Source organism: Nitrosomonas sp. Is35 (assembly GCF_033063295.1).
Lineage (GTDB): Bacteria > Pseudomonadota > Gammaproteobacteria > Burkholderiales > Nitrosomonadaceae > Nitrosomonas.
Window position 1 is genome coordinate 2,842,508 of sequence record NZ_JAWJZH010000001.1, and the last position, 18,836, is coordinate 2,861,343.

11 protein-coding genes are annotated in these 18,836 nt (G+C 49.7%); 10 read left to right on the plus strand and 1 reads right to left on the minus strand.

The window, feature by feature from the left end:
- Positions 1-18: 18 nt before the first annotated feature.
- Positions 19-897 carry a PEP-CTERM sorting domain-containing protein gene (locus tag R2083_RS13295; protein WP_317538711.1) on the minus strand — a complete coding sequence of 293 codons (879 nt, stop codon included), beginning with the start codon at positions 895-897 and terminating at the stop codon, positions 19-21.
- A gap of 357 nt (positions 898-1,254) precedes the next feature.
- Between R2083_RS13295 and R2083_RS13300 the strand changes: the two genes are divergently transcribed.
- From R2083_RS13300 to R2083_RS13345, 10 genes are all read left to right on the plus strand, one after another.
- On the plus strand, positions 1,255-2,496 hold the full coding sequence (locus R2083_RS13300; protein WP_317538712.1) for a TraB/GumN family protein: 1,242 nt from the start codon (positions 1,255-1,257) through the stop codon (positions 2,494-2,496).
- Between the two features lie 18 nt (positions 2,497-2,514).
- Positions 2,515-4,371 (plus strand): ABC transporter ATP-binding protein, encoded by a 1,857-nt coding sequence (locus tag R2083_RS13305; protein ID WP_317538713.1) that lies wholly within the window; start codon positions 2,515-2,517, stop codon positions 4,369-4,371.
- A 251-nt stretch (positions 4,372-4,622) separates the two neighbouring features.
- Positions 4,623-6,503 (plus strand): TonB-dependent receptor plug domain-containing protein, encoded by a 1,881-nt coding sequence (locus tag R2083_RS13310; RefSeq protein ID WP_317538714.1) that lies wholly within the window; start codon positions 4,623-4,625, stop codon positions 6,501-6,503.
- Between the two features lie 69 nt (positions 6,504-6,572).
- On the plus strand, positions 6,573-7,097 hold the full coding sequence (locus R2083_RS13315; RefSeq protein ID WP_132424180.1) for a YfiR family protein: 525 nt from the start codon (positions 6,573-6,575) through the stop codon (positions 7,095-7,097).
- Between the two features lie 305 nt (positions 7,098-7,402).
- Positions 7,403-9,268: a TonB-dependent receptor plug domain-containing protein gene (locus tag R2083_RS13320; RefSeq protein ID WP_317538715.1), complete on the plus strand. Its 1,866-nt coding sequence runs from the start codon at positions 7,403-7,405 to the stop codon at positions 9,266-9,268.
- 12 nt (positions 9,269-9,280) lie between these two features.
- Positions 9,281-11,287, plus strand: a complete 2,007-nt coding sequence (locus tag R2083_RS13325; RefSeq protein WP_317538716.1) for a TonB-dependent receptor plug domain-containing protein — start codon at positions 9,281-9,283, stop codon at positions 11,285-11,287.
- A gap of 12 nt (positions 11,288-11,299) precedes the next feature.
- Positions 11,300-11,941 (plus strand): YfiR family protein, encoded by a 642-nt coding sequence (locus R2083_RS13330; protein WP_317538717.1) that lies wholly within the window; start codon positions 11,300-11,302, stop codon positions 11,939-11,941.
- Positions 11,941-14,703 carry a response regulator gene (locus R2083_RS13335; RefSeq protein ID WP_317538718.1) on the plus strand — a complete coding sequence of 921 codons (2,763 nt, stop codon included), beginning with the start codon at positions 11,941-11,943 and terminating at the stop codon, positions 14,701-14,703. Before R2083_RS13330 ends, R2083_RS13335 begins: the two co-directional genes overlap by 1 nt.
- Positions 14,700-16,820 (plus strand): EAL domain-containing protein, encoded by a 2,121-nt coding sequence (locus R2083_RS13340; RefSeq protein WP_317538719.1) that lies wholly within the window; start codon positions 14,700-14,702, stop codon positions 16,818-16,820. The genes R2083_RS13335 and R2083_RS13340 overlap by 4 nt, the downstream gene beginning before the upstream one ends.
- On the plus strand, positions 16,807-18,750 hold the full coding sequence (locus R2083_RS13345) for a diguanylate cyclase (protein WP_317538720.1): 1,944 nt from the start codon (positions 16,807-16,809) through the stop codon (positions 18,748-18,750). Before R2083_RS13340 ends, R2083_RS13345 begins: the two co-directional genes overlap by 14 nt.
- The last annotated feature ends 86 nt before the right edge of the window (positions 18,751-18,836 follow it).

Here is an 18,836-nt window from a genome sequence, read left to right on the forward strand (position 1 = left end):
TCTAAAACTTGTTTCTAATTACACTGCGCTACGGCGGCGTGCTGAGAAACCGATCAAACCAAGACCTGCCAGTAACATTGCATAGGTTTCTGGTTCTGGAACGGCCATAATGTATTCATAACCGAAAGATGCTGATTGACCATTAGCAATGGCGCCCAAATCATATGCCAGGTTAATTGAACTGTCTGCAAAACCATAATTACCAACTGCTTGAGCAGCACCTAACATGGCAGCAGGATTAACCGGGCTGCAGCAGCTGAATGGATCGATATAACCAGCAATGTTAAATGCCGATGCACTGGTTGTGTTAGCCAGTGTTAACGACCATCCATCCAGGCTGGTAGCTCTTACAGCAGCTGCATTTCCTAATCCCAGAATTTCGTTTGTTGTGCCAAATCCGAGACCGGCTGGAATACCTTGGTCAGCATCGATACCAACGCCCCATTGCACGCCGGTTGCATTGACACCGGTGTTGTTGGTCAATTGAATTTGAACAGCTACGTGACCACTTGCTGGAACACTGACTGTCTCAACCAGACTCCAGCCGCCACCACCGCCGCCAAGATTGGTAACAACGGAAATGCTGCCACCTGCGCCAAAAGCAGTCGTTGCTAATGGATTGTTACCGGCCACTGAATCAGCAACGGCAACAGATCCGCCGTTGGCGTTGAGCGACCAATTGGATGCGAATGTGCCCAGATTAACAAATTCTCTGCCGTTGAAGCTTAAGCCGAGTGCGCCAGCAGGTGAGAAATAACCTGCATCGTCAATCGTTGCGGAAGTAGTGCCGAAACCGCTGATTACGGTTGGAGCAGCTTGTACTGCAGAAACAAACGAACCGCATAAAGCGATTGCTACAACTTGTGCCAGACAATTTTTTCTCAATTCGAATTTCATAATTAACTCCCTAAATTTATCGGTGCAACATAAAATAGTTGTTAGAATCTTAGCTCTTCACAACCAACTTAAATTTCAAACCACCCATTAATCAATTAAACTTTGTATATTTCAATGCAAAATTTATTTAACGATTACAGCGTGTTCCATTATAGGTTTGAATTTTTTTAAGTACATAGAACATCATTCCCTTTTTGTTAGTACATGTGTACTGCAATTGTCACATCGGAATGTTCACTATTTCGCGCCGTTTTGAATTTGTACAGAACTAAATTCTGTTTTAGTTAACGCCGTGATAATCTTCGTTATGCAAAGCGACAATAATCCACTTCCGATGATTTATAACTATCACCGCCAATGACCACACTAGAAGAACAAACTACCGCGTCAACCGGTAAAAGTGACACGCAAGACGAACCGATCAAGATTGTCAAAACCGGCAACGGCAGCATTACATTACTGGGCACCGCACATGTTTCAAAAGCCAGCGCAGACAAGGTTCAAGAGCTGATCGCCACCGGACAATACGATGCAGTGGCGGTTGAGTTATGCCCAAGCCGGCATAAAGCCATCGTAAATCCCGACGCGATGGCTAAAATGGATTTATTCCAAGTCATCAAAAACGGTCAAGCGAGCATGGTCGCGGCCAGTCTCGCATTAGGCGCTTTTCAGCAGCGCATGGCGGAGCAATTCGGAATAGAACCGGGAGCGGAGATGCGTGTCGCCATCAAGGATGCGCAAGCGGCGCAATTACCGGTGTTGCTGATTGACCGCGAAATCGGCACGACCATGAAGCGGATTTACCACAGCGTGCCTTGGTGGAAGCGCATCAATATTTTTGCCGGTTTGATCGCCAGCGTTATCAGCCAGGAAAAATTCAGCGCAGCGGAAATCGAAAAACTGAAGGAAGGCGATGTACTGGAAAGTTCTTTCTCGCAATTCGCGGAAGATGAAAAAGATTTATTCCGCCCACTCATCAGCGAACGGGATGAATACATGGCCGCGCGGCTCGTCAAAGAATGCCGGGAAAACAATTACCGGCATATTTTAGCCGTGGTCGGCGCCGGTCATCTGAATGGCATGTCACGGCAGCTTGCTGAGCACCCCATGGATAATCCGGACGAGCGCATTGCACAACTGGACAACATCCCGCCACCATCGCCGTGGCTCAAGCTCATCCCTTGGCTGATCGTGGTATTCGTTTTGGCCGGTTTCGTTTTTGGCTTTATGCAAAGCCCGGATATCGGCATCAGCATGGTCATGGACTGGGTGCTGATAACCGGCGGATTGTCCGCGGTGGGGACAGCCATTGCTTTTGCGCATCCGCTGTCCATCCTCAGCGCTTTCCTGGCAGCTCCGTTCACTACGCTGCATCCCGCTATTGGAGCCGGGATGGTCGTGGCTGCCGTCGAGGCTTATTTGCGCAAGCCCAAGGTCAGTGATTTTAACCGGCTAAGAACCGACACAACCAGCTTGAAAGGCTGGTGGAATAATCAAGTCACACGAATTTTATTGATTTTCATTTTCTCCTCACTGGGCGCCGCGATAGGCACTTATGTCGCCGGATTCCGGATTTTCGAACAACTAAGCGGCAGTTAAATTAAGAGTATCGCAACCATGTTCGGCTTCTTCGAGCGTCTGATCGACCCGTACCCGCCGGAGCACCCCGCCGAACCGCCGCAGGGGCTGTATCAATTTTGCCGCCACTACATTCGCGGCATCGAGCGTTATTTGGTACTGCTGGCGCTACTGACTACTCTGTTAGCAGTCAGTGAAGCAATGCTGTACAGTCTGGTCGGGCAAATGGTCGATTGGCTCGCGGCGCATAAAACTGAACACTTCTTTGAGAGCGAATGGCCGACGCTGCTGGCCATGTCGATCTTCATTCTGGTATGGATTCCTTTATTGGTGCTGTCGCACGCTTTAGTGATCAACCAGTTGCTAATGGGCAATTTCCCGATGCGCGTGCGTTGGTTATCGCATCGTTACCTGCTCAACCAAAGCTACGCATTTTTTCAACACGAATTCAGCGGACGGATTGCCGCCAAAGTCATGCAAACCGCCTTGTCGGTGCGCGAAACTGTGCTAAAACTGCTCGATGTCATTTTGTTCGTCATCATTTATCTGGCCACAACTCTATTGTTAGTAGTCAACGCCGATCCGTATCTGTGTTTGCCGATCGTAGCCTGGTTGATTTTGTACATCGGCATACTGCTATATTTTGTGCCGCGCTTAAAACGCGTTTCCACTTTACAAGCGGATGCGCGCGCGTTGATGACCGGACGCATCGCCGACAGTTACACCAATATTCTGACGCTTAAATTGTTTTCCCAAAGCCAGCGGGAATCGGCCTACGCGCAAGCCGGAATGGAAGAATTCATGGCCACGGTCTATCCGCAAATGCGTTTGGCGACTGGTCTGAATTTCAGCGTCTGGACCATCAATATGCTGATGGTATTCGCCACCGGCGCGCTGGGGCTCGCAATCTGGCTGCAAGGCGGTATCGGTCCTGGTGCGATTGCAATTGTCATGAGCTTAGCGATCCGCATGACCGGCATGTCGCATTGGATCATGTGGGAAGTCAATGCGTTGTTTGAGAACATGGGCACCGTGCAAGACGGTATCAACACCATTTCCAAACCGCAGCGGGTCACGGATGCGCCAGATGCCAAGGAACTCATCGTAGCGCAAGGCGCGATTGATTTTAACCGTGTCGTTTTTTCGTATCACCCGGAACAATCCGAATCGCTGCGTATTTTCTCCGGTCTCAGTGTGCATATCGCCGCGGGCGAGAAAGTCGGCATCGTCGGCCGTTCGGGTGCGGGCAAATCGACTTTCGTCAATTTGTTACTGCGTTTTTATGATACCCAGCAAGGCAGCATCACCATCGACGGGCAGGATATCCGCACTGTCACGCAAGATAGTTTGCGCGCCAATATCGCCATGGTGACGCAGGATACTTCGTTGCTGCATCGCTCGGTGCGCGACAACATTCTATTCGGCAAGCCCGATGCCAGCGATGCGCAAATGATCGCAGCCGCCAAACAAGCGCAAGCGCATGAATTCATTCTGGGATTGCGCGACATCAAAGGCCGCACCGGCTATGATGCGCACGTCGGCGAACGCGGCGTAACGCTCTCCGGCGGGCAGCGGCAACGCATCGCCATCGCCCGCGTATTGCTCAAGAACGCACCCATCCTGGTACTGGACGAAGCCACATCGGCGCTCGATTCCGAAGTGGAAGCCGGTATTCAGCAAAGTCTGTATCAATTGATGGAAGGTAAAACCGTCATCGCGATCGCGCACCGCCTGTCGACCATCGCGGCAATGGATCGGCTCATCGTTTTCGACAAGGGTCAGATTGTCGAGCAAGGCAGCCACGCCAAACTCATCGCCAACAATCAGCTCTACGCGCAATTATGGAATCATCAATCGGGAGGATTCCTGGGGTTGCTGGAAAACGAACGCACATAATACCGGCACAGCCACTCTTATAGCGCCAAACTAACGCACGTTTTCCCGTTTATTCCAAGTTGTTAAGAAGAAGTTTCAGGACTACAATCCTGACTCTCATGATTTTGCGCGCAAGAAATTTCTTACAAAAACACCCAGCACATTCATTCATGATCGCGACTTCCAATAAGCAAACAACGCGCTTAGCTTGGCTTCGTCTGCTGTTTTCTCTCTTATTTTCAGTTACGAGCACTGCAATCACGGCGCAAAATATGCCATTGAAGCAAGATATTTCCGACGCCTCGCTGGCCGAACTGATGAGCACGAAAATATCAACCGTTTCACGCAAGCCGCAAACCTTGAGCGACACACCTGCGGCAGTTTTTGTCATTTCCCAGGAAGATATCCGCCGCGCCAGCGCCAATAGCATTCCTGAACTGCTGCGCATGGCGCCCGGCTTATCCGTGGCGCGCATCGACTCAAACAAATGGTCGGTAACCTCACGCGGATACAGCGGCCGCTTTGCCGATGATTTGCTGGTCATGATCGATGGCCGTACGGTCTATTCTCCGTTGTTTGCCGGAACATTCTGGGAAACACTGGATCTTCCGCTGGAAGATATCGAACGCATCGAAGTCATCCGCGGGCCGGGCGGCACCATCTGGGGCGCCAATGCCGCCAATGGCGCCATCCACATCATCACCAAGCATGCCAGAACCACACAAGGTAATTTAATCACCTCGGGCGGTGGAAGCGAGGAGCGAGGATTCACCACGCTGCGCCACGGCGGAAAAATCGGCGACAGTTTTTTCTACCGCTTCTTTACCAAGGGGTTTACTCGCGACAACAGCTTCAGTCCGAACGGGGCCAACGATAGCTGGCGCATGGGAACGGTAGGTTTCCGCGCGGATTGGGATGTCAACGACAGCAATGCCGTGACTTTTCAAGGTCAGTACTACGGTGGTAAAGCCGGTCAGAATACGGCTTTCGCCAACCCCGCTGATCCAGAATCCGCCACTATTCGCGCGGAAGACGCCAATCTAGCCGGCGGGCATGCACTGGCTCGCTGGCAGCGCACCACCGGCGAGCGTTCCAATACCGCATTGCAAGTCTATTATGATCGCACGCATCGCAACGAATTATCTTTCCAGGAAACCCGCCAAACCGTCGATGTGGATTTCCAACATCGTTTTCCGCTACAAATTCCTTTCGTTCCTATTCAGCAGGATATCGTCTGGGGTGGCGGTTATCGCTGGACAACGGATCACTTGGGTGTAGGCTTGCCGATTTCTTTTGATCCCGCAAGACGCCACTTACAAACCGGCAATGTTTTCGCGCAAACGGATATTCCTCTGGTGGAAGACCGGTTAAAACTGACCACTGGGATTAAATTTCTCGACAACACCTATTCGCACGGAAATTTCTTACCGAATGCGCGGCTGTTGTGGACTCCCGATGCCAAACAGTCAATCTGGGCTTCCGCTACCCGTTCCATCCGCTTGCCATCCCGCTTTGAACGCGACGGCAACCAATTGATCCGGGATGGCGCGGAATTTATCCGGCTCATCAGCAATCCTCACCTTCTCGCCGAAACGTTATGGGGATTTGAAACCGGGTACCGGCGTCAAATAACTTCGGATTTGTCAGTGGATATCGCCGGTTTCTTCAATGACTACACAAATTCGACCAGTGAAAAAACTGTAACTGCGGATACTATTCAAATCACCGATCAGCGCCACACCCACATTTTTGGCTTTGAAATTTATGGACAGTGGAATGCCTTTGATCGCTTGCGCTTCATGCCCAGTTATAGCCATCTACAAGTAAGGAACCGGGTACCGCTGGATCAAGAAGCCGAATCGGGCGAAGATCCCAAACATCAATTCACCCTACGCACTCAACTGGATCTGGTCAGGAACGTTGAACTGGATGCCTTTTTCCGCCATATCGATAAATTACCGGGACTGAAGGTGGCCAGCTACCAAGCGCTGGACCTGCGCTTAGCTTGGAAGCCTAAAGCAAATATGGAACTATCAGTAATCGGGCAGAATTTGTTACAGTCACACCATCAGGAGTTCGCACCGGAGTTGATCCCGACGATGCCAGTACAAATTCAGCGCGGCGTTTTTGGCCGGTTCACGTTGCGTTTCTAACAATATCGCACGATGACGGCAACGCTCAAGCTACTCATCCACCGGTTATGCAGGCTGTTCGCACGCAGAATGGCTTATGCAAAACTCGGCTTGCTGCTATGCAGTGCCAGCATTGCTTTGGCATCGAACGCGCACGCGGATGAATCGGGCGAGTACATGTTGAAAGCGGCTTTCTTGTATAACTTCGCGATTTTCACATCGTGGCCCGAGCGCAGCATGGATAACTTTAATCTATGCATTTATGGAAAAGATCCTTTCAACCGGGATTTCGATTCATTGATGCAGAAAAAGAATGTCAATGAGCGCAAAGTAATCATCCATAGAATGAATACGACCGATCGTCTCGATCAATGCCAGCTTGTTTTCATCTCCCGCTCCGCGATTGGCGATTTGGCGGGCGTGATCAATAGCATCAAAGACAAACCGGTTCTAACCGTGGCGGATAGTCCTGGGGTAAGTGAACAAGGTGTTGTACTTAACATGAATGTTAAAGATGACAAAATCACATTTGAAGCAAACTTAAACCGGGCGAGGAAAGCCGGCTTAAACTTAAGCTCCCAATTGCTGCGCCTTGCCACCGAGGTACATCAGTAATAGCAAGCCTAATTCATCCACCGCTTCCATTCAGCATAAATCCATATTCTCTATACAGATTTTTATTGAATATTTGGATTAAGATAAGAATAATCCTACTTCTCTTCATTTTGATACTCAACTCCCCATGTTTAAATTCCATGATTTGAGAATTAAATCTGCCGATTGTGTTTGCTCTGCCAAAACTCCTTTTTTCCAGAAAAAATTCTGACGTAAGAAGATACTTACTTCTTTATTTGGTCTTTGTACCGGTATTTCCAGTTTTCGCATCATCGAATCTGGAACAGATGAGCCTGGAACAATTGATGAACATCAGCGTTGTCGGTGCCGCCAAATATGAGCAAAAGCAACAGCAAGCCGCAGCCGCTGTCAGTATCATCACGCGCAAGGATATCAGAACGTATGGCTGGCGCACGCTGAATCAAGCTTTGGCAAGTCTGCCGGGTATTCATCCCACCCACGATTATCAATATGAATACCTGGGTACGCGCGGTTTTGGCTTGCCGGGAGATTTCAATACGCGCGTGCTGATCACCATCAATGGCAATCGCATCAACGACGCTACCTACGACCAAGGACCGACAGGACGCGATTTTCCCCTCGATATCGATCTGATTGAACGCATCGAATTCATTCCCGGTCCCGGCAGTGCCGTGTACGGTCAGAACGCCATGCTCGGCGTAGTCAATATCGTGACCCGTAAAGGCGCCGACATCAAAGGCGCCGAGCTGTCCGCCTCTTACCAAACCGCGGAAGTCATGCCGCAAGAGCGTGTCACATTGGGTAAGCAATTCGATAATGGCGCCGATGCGCTCATTTCCTTTTCCGGTTTACAAGCGCGCGGCGCAGACCGCTTCTTTGAATTCGGCGATACCGGCATTTCCGGTATCGCGCACCGCTTGGACGGAGAGAACGTCAAGCAGATGTTCGCCCGTGCCTCGCATGGCCCATTATCGTTTGATTTTATCTACGGCAACCGGCACAAAGACGATCCAATCGGTATGTTCTTGACCGATCCGCTGACCAAAGGCGCCTCAGTAATAGATCGCCGCCTCAACACACAAATTCAGTATAACGATAATTTTCTCAATGACACCCTCAATGTGCTAGGCCGTGCATTTCTCGGCCGATACAGTTATGAACAGCCAGGCTTCTACAACGGCGAGAAAACCTTGAGTACCGGTCCGAGCGATTGGCACGGCGTGGAGTTGCGCTTGCTATCGACCGCCTTTAACGATCACAAGCTGATGGCGGGATTCGAATACCAAAACAACACCAGCATCACGCAAACATTCCAAAACTTCGATAATCCGGATGAAAATTTCCGTATTAAAAGCTCCGTGATGCGCCTGGGCGTTTACCTGCAGGATGAATGGCGTATCACCGGCACGTTGTCCGCCACCGTTGGCTTACGTTACGACCACAACCACTGGATCGGCAGCCGCCTGAGTCCGCGCGGTGCATTAATCTGGCAGGCCACGCCCAAAGCCACATTCAAAGCGCTCTATGGCCGCGCGCACCGTTCGCCCAATTCATACGAACGTGATTATGGCGACAATATTTCACAGGTCGCGAACCCCGGATTGCACAGCGAATCAGTCGATACCGCCGAATTGGTCGCGGATTATCTCGCTCAGCCTACCCTGAACCTGCGTGCGAACGTCTATGCCTGGGATATGTACAACCTCATTGCGCTTGGTGTCGATCCGCTCAGCGGACTGTCCCAGTATCAACAAACATCGAAAAAAGTATTAGCCCGGGGCGCAGAACTGTCGCTGGATAAAACCTGGGATTGGGGCGCGCGCTTACGCGGCAGCTTCGGCATCCAAAATGCCGAGCAGCAAAATTCCCATCTGCCCAATTCCCCCTATTATCTCGGCAAAATCAATTTTTCCCTGCCCATCCCACTGATTACCGGATTGCGGGCCGGCTCTGAATTTCAATACTACGGCAAACGCAAAACGCTCGATGGCTCCAATACCGATAGCAACGTGCTTGCCAATCTCAACTTAGTCACTAATGTTCCGCAAGTAAAAGGATTGGAAGCCTCACTCAGTATTTATAACTTGTTTAACGAAAATTATCTGCACCCAGCCGCGGATACCAATTGGCAGAATACCCTCTTGCAGCCTGGCCGGACGGTTCGTTTCAGATTGGATTATCGCTTCTAAGTGCGCACCATCATGATGCTCCCGCAGCGTTACAAGCAAAAAACACCCACAACAATGCATTGCTATACAGCATTGCTGCTATCCCTGCTTCTCACCCAAGCGATACCTGGCTATGCCGCCAAGGATTTAGAGCAGATGAGCATAGAAGAATTAATGAATATCCGTGTCGTGGGCGCTTCAAAATATGAGCAGAAGCAACAACAAGCCGCTGCCTCCGTCAGTGTGATTACGCGCAAGGATATCCGCACCTATGGCTGGCGCACGCTGAATCAAGCATTGGCCAGCTTACCCGGCATTCACACTACATACGATTATCAATATGAATACCTGGGCACCCGAGGCTTTAGTCAGCCCGGAGATTTCAATTCTCGCGTGCTGATTACGATCAATGGCAATCGCATCAATGACGCAACCTACGATCAAGGCCCCACGGGGCGGGATTTCCCGCTCGATATCGACTTGATTGAGCGGATTGAATTCATTCCTTGGTCTGGCAGCACCATCTACGGTTTGAATGCCATGCTCGGCGTGGTCAACATTATTACCCGCAAGGGCGCCGACGTGAAAGGCACTGAACTCTCCGCGTCATATCAGACGGCGGAATTGATGCCGCAAGAACGCGTCACCTTGGGCAAGCAATTCGATAATGGTGCGGATGCATTAATTTCCTTTTCGGGCCTTCAGTCCAGGGGAGCAAACCGGTTTTTTGAATTTGGTGATTCCGGCCTATCCGGGGTGGCGCGGCACATGGATGGAGAAAACGTCAAACAGATGTTTGCCCGCGCTTCGTACGGCCCGCTTTCATTTGACTTCATCTACGGAGACCGGAAAAAAGAAGATCCAACGGGCGCTTATTTATCGGATCCGCTAGTTACCGGTCAGTTTCAGCGCGATCGCCGTCTTAATGCGCAAATTCAATATAACGATCATTTCGCCAACGATACGTTGAACGTGCTTGGCCGGCTGTTTCTCGGTCAATACCGCTACGATAACCCGATGGTCTATGGTGGCGAGAGAACTTTATCCACCGGCCCCAGCGATTGGCACGGCGCCGAATTACGTCTGCTTTCAACTGCAATCGCTAATCATAAGTTAATGTTCGGTGTTGAGTATCAGAACAACACCGGCATCAAACAAACTTTTCAGAATTTCGACAATCCCGGTCAGAATATCGCGATTCACAATTCCTTGCTGCGGATGGGCGTCTACATTCAAGACGAGTGGCGCATCAACGACACTTTGTCGGTAACCGCGGGACTGCGTTATGACCACAACAAGTGGATAGATAGCGTGTTTAGCCCGCGTGGGGCAGTTATCTGGCAAGCAACTCCGAAAACCACATTTAAGGCGCTGTACGGCCGCTCGCATCGCGCACCCAATTCGTTCGAGCGCAATTACAGCGATGGCGCCTACCAAGTGGCCAATCCGGGATTACATAGCGAAATGGCTGATACCGCTGAGTTTGTGGCGGATTACCTGCCATTGCCCAGCATGAATCTGCGCGCAACGGTTTATCAATGGGATATGCACAATATCATCGCACTGGGTGCCGATCCGGTCAGCGGGCTGTCGCAATATCAACAAACCGGAAAAAGAGTTCTAGCCAGAGGCACCGAGCTATCGCTCGATAAAACATGGGATTTTGGAGCCCGGCTGCGCGCCAGCTATGGTATCCAGGATGCCGAACAACACAACTCCCATTTGGTTAATTCACCATATCACTTGGGGAAAATTAACGTATCCATCCCGATACCGCTCATTGCCGGTTCATACGCAGGCTATGAATTGCAGTATTACGGCAAGCGTAAAACGCTCGACGGCAGCAATACCGATAGCTATGTCCTTGCCAATCTCAATCTAGTCACCCATGTTCCCCGGGTGAAAGGGCTGGAAGCTTCGTTCAGTATCTATAACCTATTTAACGAAAACTATCTGCATCCGGCAGCAGATTCCAATTGGCAAAACACTTTCTGGCAGCCTGGCCGGACAGTTCGTTTCAGATTGGATTACCGTTTTTAAGTACGCGCCGATATGACCTTCCTGCTCGCAAAATTCCGTCAGTTAATCGAATGCATAGCCAAAGTTCGGGCTATGCTGTTCGGTATGCCGGCTAAACAGGTTGCCAATCATCGCCACAACAGGAATCAATCCTGCTTGCTACATTTACCAATTGTTGCGCTATGCTGCTTATTAATGACCTATTCCTCATGGACACATGCAGAACAACCGCCGGAATATCGCTTAAAAGTAGCTTTCCTATACAATTTTATTGCTTATACTGAGTGGCCGGATCAGCAAAATCTCAATTTAAATTTTTGTATCTATGGTGAAGATCCATTTGGTGAGCATTTACAGCATTTACGGGGCAAAAAAACCAATGAGCAGGAAATATTGATTCGACATACACAGAACATTGAGGATCTTTCCATGTGCCGGATAGTTTTTATCTCCAGATCCGCCATGCACGACCTTAATGCCATCCTCAATCAATTGAACGGGAAGCCGATATTAACCATCAGTGATAGCCCTAATGCCAGCCTGCAAGGTGTTGTAATCAACATGTCTATCAAAGAAGGTAAAGTAACCTTTGAAGCCAATATTGCCAGCGCAAAAAGAAGTGGCTTAAAACTCAGCTCTCAATTACTACGTTTCGCCAGTGAGGTGTATCAATAATGAAGAATCCATCGTCAACCGCTGTAACATTACGCGCCAAATTGCAACAAATCAGCTTTGCCACCCAGGGCACAGCAATGCTGTTGGTTGCAACACTGGTTATCTTGAGCAGCTTCTTCATCAGTTTCTTCTCGTTACTGCAAACCAGTCAATCGACGGCAAAATTACTGGCCGAAAACGCGGTAGCAACCTTGATGTTCCAGGACACGACCACTGCCAAAACGCTGTTACATTCGCTCAACAATACCCCGGAAGTCCAGGCTGCAGCGATCTATAATGAAGAAAAGAAGCCATTCGCGCAGTACTCGATTGAAAATAAATCACTCCCGGAAACGTTACCCTCTTTAAATGAAAGCTATGCATCGGATACACACTTATTAACCATTACGCAGCCCATTTACTTCAACGATCAGCTTTTGGGCGGCCTTTATCTGGAAATAACTTTATCCCCGCTTTACTGGCAAATTCTTTGGTATGTTGTCATTACCCTCGCCGCAGCTTTCATTGCTTTATTCGTCGCCAACCTGATGTTGCAGCGATTTAACCGCTCCGTGCTCGACCCGCTCAACGAGCTTTCTTCCGTAATGGTGCATGTCACCACCAAGGCGGATTACACCAAACGGCTAGAACCGGGCGCGATTACCGAATTGAATACGCTATCGAAGGGATTCAATAACATGCTCGAGATGATCCAAGAACGCGATGCAAAGCTGGCAAACCATCTCGATCACCTCGAAGACGAAGTCACGAAAAGAACCGCCGAACTGGTGCTGGCGAAAGAATCCGCTGAAGCCGCGAGTAAAGCCAAAAGTGAATTTCTGGCCACGATGAGCCACGAGATCCGCACGCCGATGAACGGCATTCTGGGTATGACCGAGCTGTTACTGGATACACAACTGGACAAGGATCAGCGCCGTTTTGCAGATACCGTCCAGAGCTCGGGACAGCATCTATTGGGCATCATTAACGATATTCTTGATTTCTCCAAAATCGAGTCGGATCACATGGAATTGGAAATCATTGATTTTGATTTGGTCAAGATGATTGAAGACACACTGGCTATGTTCGCGCAACCCGCTGATAAAAAAGGCCTGGAGCTGGCGGCACAGTTTACCCCGCCCAATATCGCCTTCATGGTGCGCGGAGACTCGTTCCGCTTACGTCAGATCATCGCGAATCTGCTTAACAATGCCATCAAATTCACCTCAGAAGGCGAAGTAGTCGTCCGCACCACGCTTACCAATGAATCGGGGACACGATCAAATATCAGTATATGCGTGGAAGATACCGGGATCGGTATTCCTGCGGAGTATCATGACAAGATCTTCCAGCATTTCTCCCAAGCCGATGGTTCTACAACGCGCCAATATGGCGGAACGGGACTCGGATTAACGATTTGTAAACGATTATTGGAACTGATGGGTGGAAGCATCCATGTCGAAAGCTTGCCGGGTCAAGGTTCCAAATTCTGGCTACATGTGCCGCTGGAAAAATCGCAGCTGGAATACAACCATTCCTCCAATATGGCCGATTTAATTGGCATCAGGGCATTGGTTGTCGATGACAATCAGACCAACCGGGAGATTCTTAAAATACAGTTGCAGAACTGGCAAATTAACGTTGTATGCGCCAATGGGGCCGAGCAAGCGCTCATGTTTATGAATAAGGCGCTGGAAAACAACGACCCCTTTCATTTAGCCATATTGGACATGCATATGCCCAATATGAACGGCTTGCAATTGGCCGATAAAATTTATGCGCACCCCGGCATGCGCAAAACACGCATGATGATGCTCACTTCAACCCATAGTGATGCAAGCCAGCTGGAAAGACAAAGCATCGGGATTCTGCGGTGCGTCAATAAGCCAATCCGCCAGAAGGAGTTATTTGAAATTATCCGTGACGTAATGGGCCGCGATCTCGCTAAATCGGCTACGGAAGACGTTATTGAGCAAGCTCCGCCAGCTCAGCTTACGTCTGGAATAAAAGGCAGGATTCTGGTCGCCGAAGACAATCCGGTCAATCAGGAAGTGGCTAAAGCGATGCTGAACAGACTTGGCATGGAGACAACCATTGCGAACGATGGAAAACAAGCGGTAGAACTGGTTTACAGCAATCCGTACGATATTATCCTCATGGATTGTCAAATGCCGGTGATGGATGGCTTTGCAGCAACCTCGGAAATCCGCAAGCAATTCAACAACATCCCCATCATTGCACTGACGGCAAATGCAACTGAAGATGATCGCACGCATTGCTTAAACGCCGGAATGAACGACTTTCTTTCCAAGCCCTACTCAATCGATCAATTACAGCAAAAAATTACCGATTGGTTATCTAAAGAAAAAAGTAGCTCATTGAATGCTGTAAAATTAGAAGCTATTGATATGAAACATGATGCTAACATTATGCCTGCACTCAATCCAACGCGGCTGAATCAAATCCGGGAACTTGATTCATCGGGCGGAGATAGCTTATTGAACAAAATTCTGCAAGCCTTTCTCGAATCCGCTGAAAGTAATATCCGTCAGCTTGAGCAGGCCATTTTGAATTGTGATGCCGATAGTCTGCGCCAAACGGCCCATGCGTTAAAATCCAGTTCGGGCAATATTGGCGCCGAAGACTTATCTGCCATCTTCAAACAATTGGAAGCAGATGGCCGATCGGGAGAACTCGCTCATGCGCAAACGCTACAACAACACATGCAGCAACAATACCAAAGCGTAATTACCGAGATTAAAAAAATACTCAATCCATCGTGACAACAGAATCTTTCAGAATCCTACTGGCCGATGATGATGCAACGGTCAGATTACTCATGCAGGCCGCTTTAGAAAAAGCAGGCTTCAATGTCACCGTGGCATGCGACGGCGTGGAAGCGGTTCGCTTGTTTGAAGCAGGGCCTGCGGATATGGTCATGCTGGATGTTGAAATGCCGGGTATGGACGGTTATGCGGTTTGTTCGTATTTACGGGAGAAAGTAGGCGACGAATTACCCATCATGATGGTCACCGGAATGGATGATATGCAATCGATCAACCGTTCCTTTGAAGCCGGCGCGACCGATTTTATCGCTAAGCCCATCAACTGGAATCTGATCGCCTATCGCATTTTATATTTGCGGCGCGGCTATCTGAACATGCTCGCGCTCAAAGTCGCCAATGCGCGCAGCACAGCCATTTTCAGCGCCATTCCCGATACCATGTTCATCTTGAACGATAAAGGCAAGATCATCGATATCTGTAGCCATCCGGATAACACACCCTGGTTGACTTCCGGTGTGAAAAGCACATTGAGCCAAAGCCTGCCGGAACAAATTGTCAACCTTTATCTAGGCGCGGCCGACCGTGCACGCAGCCACGGCACGGTGGAACTTTTCGAGTACCCGCTCAAACTGGCCGATGGCAAAACCAAATACTATGAAAACCGCATCGTGGTTATCGATCCCAAGGAAACACTGTGCTTGGTGCGCGATATTACGGAACGCAAAGACTCCGAAAATAAAATATTTCACCTCGCTTATTTCGATAATCTGACCGGATTGCCCAATCGGCAATCGTTCATGGAACGCCTGGAAGGGGAAATCAAACGCGCCAAATTTACGGGCAATAAATTAGCGGTACTGTTTCTCGATTTGGATGGATTCAAAAGTATCAACGACACCATGGGGCACAATACCGGTGATACCATTCTGCAGTGGGCAGCCGAACGGCTACAGAGCAGCACGCGCCCTTCCGACTTTGTTTCCCGCAACAATACCGAGCAGCCGGAAGTGAAACTCGCCCGCCTCGGCGGTGACGAATTTACCGTTGTCATTCCTAATCTCCCGCGCACCGAAGATGCCTTGATTCTGGCGCACCGCATCCGCGAAGCCATGCGCCGCCCTTTTCAGCTTGAAAGCCGCGATGTCGTGTTAACCGCAAGCATCGGAATTGCTTTATATCCGGACGATGGCGCAGACGCGGAAACTTTGCTCAAGCATGCGGATACAGCCATGTATCACGCCAAGAATGAAGGCAGGGATAACTGTCAGTTCTACAACGTCGACTTGACCTTCCAAGCCGAGAAGCGCATGCATCTGGAAAATGATTTACGCAATGCATTACAACAGAATGAATTTTATCTTGTCTACCAGCCGCAACTGGATGTAGCGGAGGAAAACTTCCAATCGGTGGAAGCGCTGATCCGCTGGCAACATCCCAAACAAGGACTTATTTCGCCGCTCGACTTCATTCCGCTGGCGGAAGAAAACGGCTTGATCATTCCGATCGGTGATTGGGTGCTGCGAACCGCCTGTACCGAAGCGGCACAATGGCATCAGCGCGGACGCTCGTTACAGATCGCTGTCAATCTCTCGCCACTGCAAATTAAGAATCCCGATTTTGTTAAAAATGTTCTCGGCATCCTGGCGGAAACCGGTTTTCCGCCCGACAAGCTGGTATTGGAAATTACCGAGGGCGCCTTGATGGAGCATAGCGAGAATATCTTGGCGACACTGCTTGCGTTGCGTGAACATCATATCCAAATCGCCTTGGATGATTTCGGCACTGGTTATTCGTCGATAAATTATTTAAAGCGCTTGCCCATTAATAATATCAAGGTGGATCAGAGCTTTGTACGCGGCTTACTGGATAAAAAAGAAAATATCGCAATTGTCCGGGCGATTATTTCGTTATCGAAGAATCTTGGCTTTTCCGTTACCGCCGAAGGTATCGAATCGCTGAATCAGGCGCAGGTCTTGAAATATTTCGGCTGTGAAACTTTGCAAGGCTACTACTTCAGCGAGCCGGTCACGATGCAGGAAATGCTCGCGCTGAACGATAAGCAGTGGTGCATTGAGCCGCTCAGACCGAATGGAGTCAATCATGAAAGTAGCTGACATCAATCAATTAAATATCAGCACTTCATTGCCCAGCCCAAAAGGCGTCGCGCTTGCCCTGCTGGAAGCCTGCCGGCAAGAGGATGTCACCATCAGTGAAATCACCAAACTGATCCAGACCGATCCGGCGCTCTCGGGCCGCTTGATTCAGCGCGCCAATGCCACCAAGCAAACCGCGCGCGCCGTCTCATCGATCTCGGACGCGGTGTCGCGCGTCGGTTTGACCGCGGTCAAGCAATTGGCCATGGGTTTCTCATTGATCGACCAATATCAGAAAGGCTCCAGTCAAGGATTCGACTATCAGGAATTCTGGTCACATTCGTTGTTGATGGCGATTGCCATGCAAGAATTGGGCAAAGTAACCCGGGTAACAGCCCCTGATGAATTATTTGCCTGCGGTTTGATGATGCGTATCGGTTGCTTGGCATTGGCTTCAATTTATCCGGACAAGTATTCTGAAATATTGCTGCAACAATCACCCGGCATCACACTGAGTCAACTGGAACAACAGCATCTGCAAACCGATCATAACGAATTGACCGCAGCCATGTTGATCAATTTCGGCTTTCCCACCATTTTTGTCGAATCCATTTACTATCATGAAACCCCCGATGAATCGGGTTTCTCCGAAGGCTCCCGCCCTTACCAGATTGTGCATCTGCTGTATTTGGCCAAACAAATCGCGGATTTCGCACTCACCGAAGAATCCACACGGAATCAGCATATATCCCCACTGATATTGCTGGGCGGAAAAATTGGCCTGGATACCGAAAAATTCGGCGCTTTTATCGACCAAATCATACAAGAATGGCACGCATGGGGCGCGATACTGAAGATCCCGGTCATGGATTTTCCTCTGCCATTCCACAAGATGATGAACGCCTCGGCGCCACGTCCGGAAAATGCCACGAATGCCGCTGCGTTGCGTATTTTATTGGTCGAAGATGATCCCACCAGTCTTATCCTCACTAAAGAATTGCTCGCCAATGTACTAGGCCACACCGTGTTCACCACCGGTGACGGTCAGCAAGCGTTGGCGCTGGCAATGGAAGTTTTACCGCATATCGTTATCACCGACTGGATGATGCCGGTTATGAACGGGCTTGAATTGACTCGATCTCTGCGCGCAACCGAGTGGGGGCAAAATTTATACGTCATCATGCTGACCAGCATCGAAGATGAAGAAGAAGTCATTAAGGCATTCGACGCCGGCGTGGATGATTACATCACCAAGCCGATTAACATCCGTGCCTTCCGGGCCAGACTGCGGGCAGCCTGGCACTACCGCCAACTGCAGGAATCCTGGGAACGGGACCGCGAACAACTCAAGCGATTTGCCGCTGAACTGGCGGTTACCAACCGCAAATTGGAGTACTTTGCCTTAACCGACATGCTCACGGAGCTACCGAACCGGCGCTCCGGCATGGAAGCACTGGCGGAAACCTGGAGTGTCGCCAACCGGTCTGGGCAATTGATGGCTGTGATGCTCCTCGACATCGATCATTTCAAAGCAATCAACGACAACTACGGCCATGCGGTGGGCGATAAAGTATTGAAAGAAATATCCGCGATCATCCGCAAAACCGCCCGAAAAGGCGATACTTTCTGCCGCATGGGCGGTGAGGAGTTCTTGGTCGTGTGCCAGCTTGGCAATTCGGACGCTAAGTCGGTCATTCTGTTCGCCGAAAGGTTACGCCAGCAAATCAGTCAGCAACAAATCAATATCGGTGAAGTCCATATCCAAATCACCATCAGCATCGGAGTTGCATTAAAAGAACCCGGCATGAAAAGTGAAGACCATTTGGTCAACGCAGCCGATAAAGCGCTTTATGCCGCCAAAAACGCAGGGAGAAACCGGGTGTTCCTGACATTAAAAAACAGACTTCTGCCAGCACCGTCCGTCATCGAAAAACCACCCATCAAAACTTAGTCCGTAAAATCATTTTTTGAAAAACAAGCCTGAATTTGCTGTAATTAAGGCTTTGAAGAATTCTCTGACGCAGTATCATGGCAAAT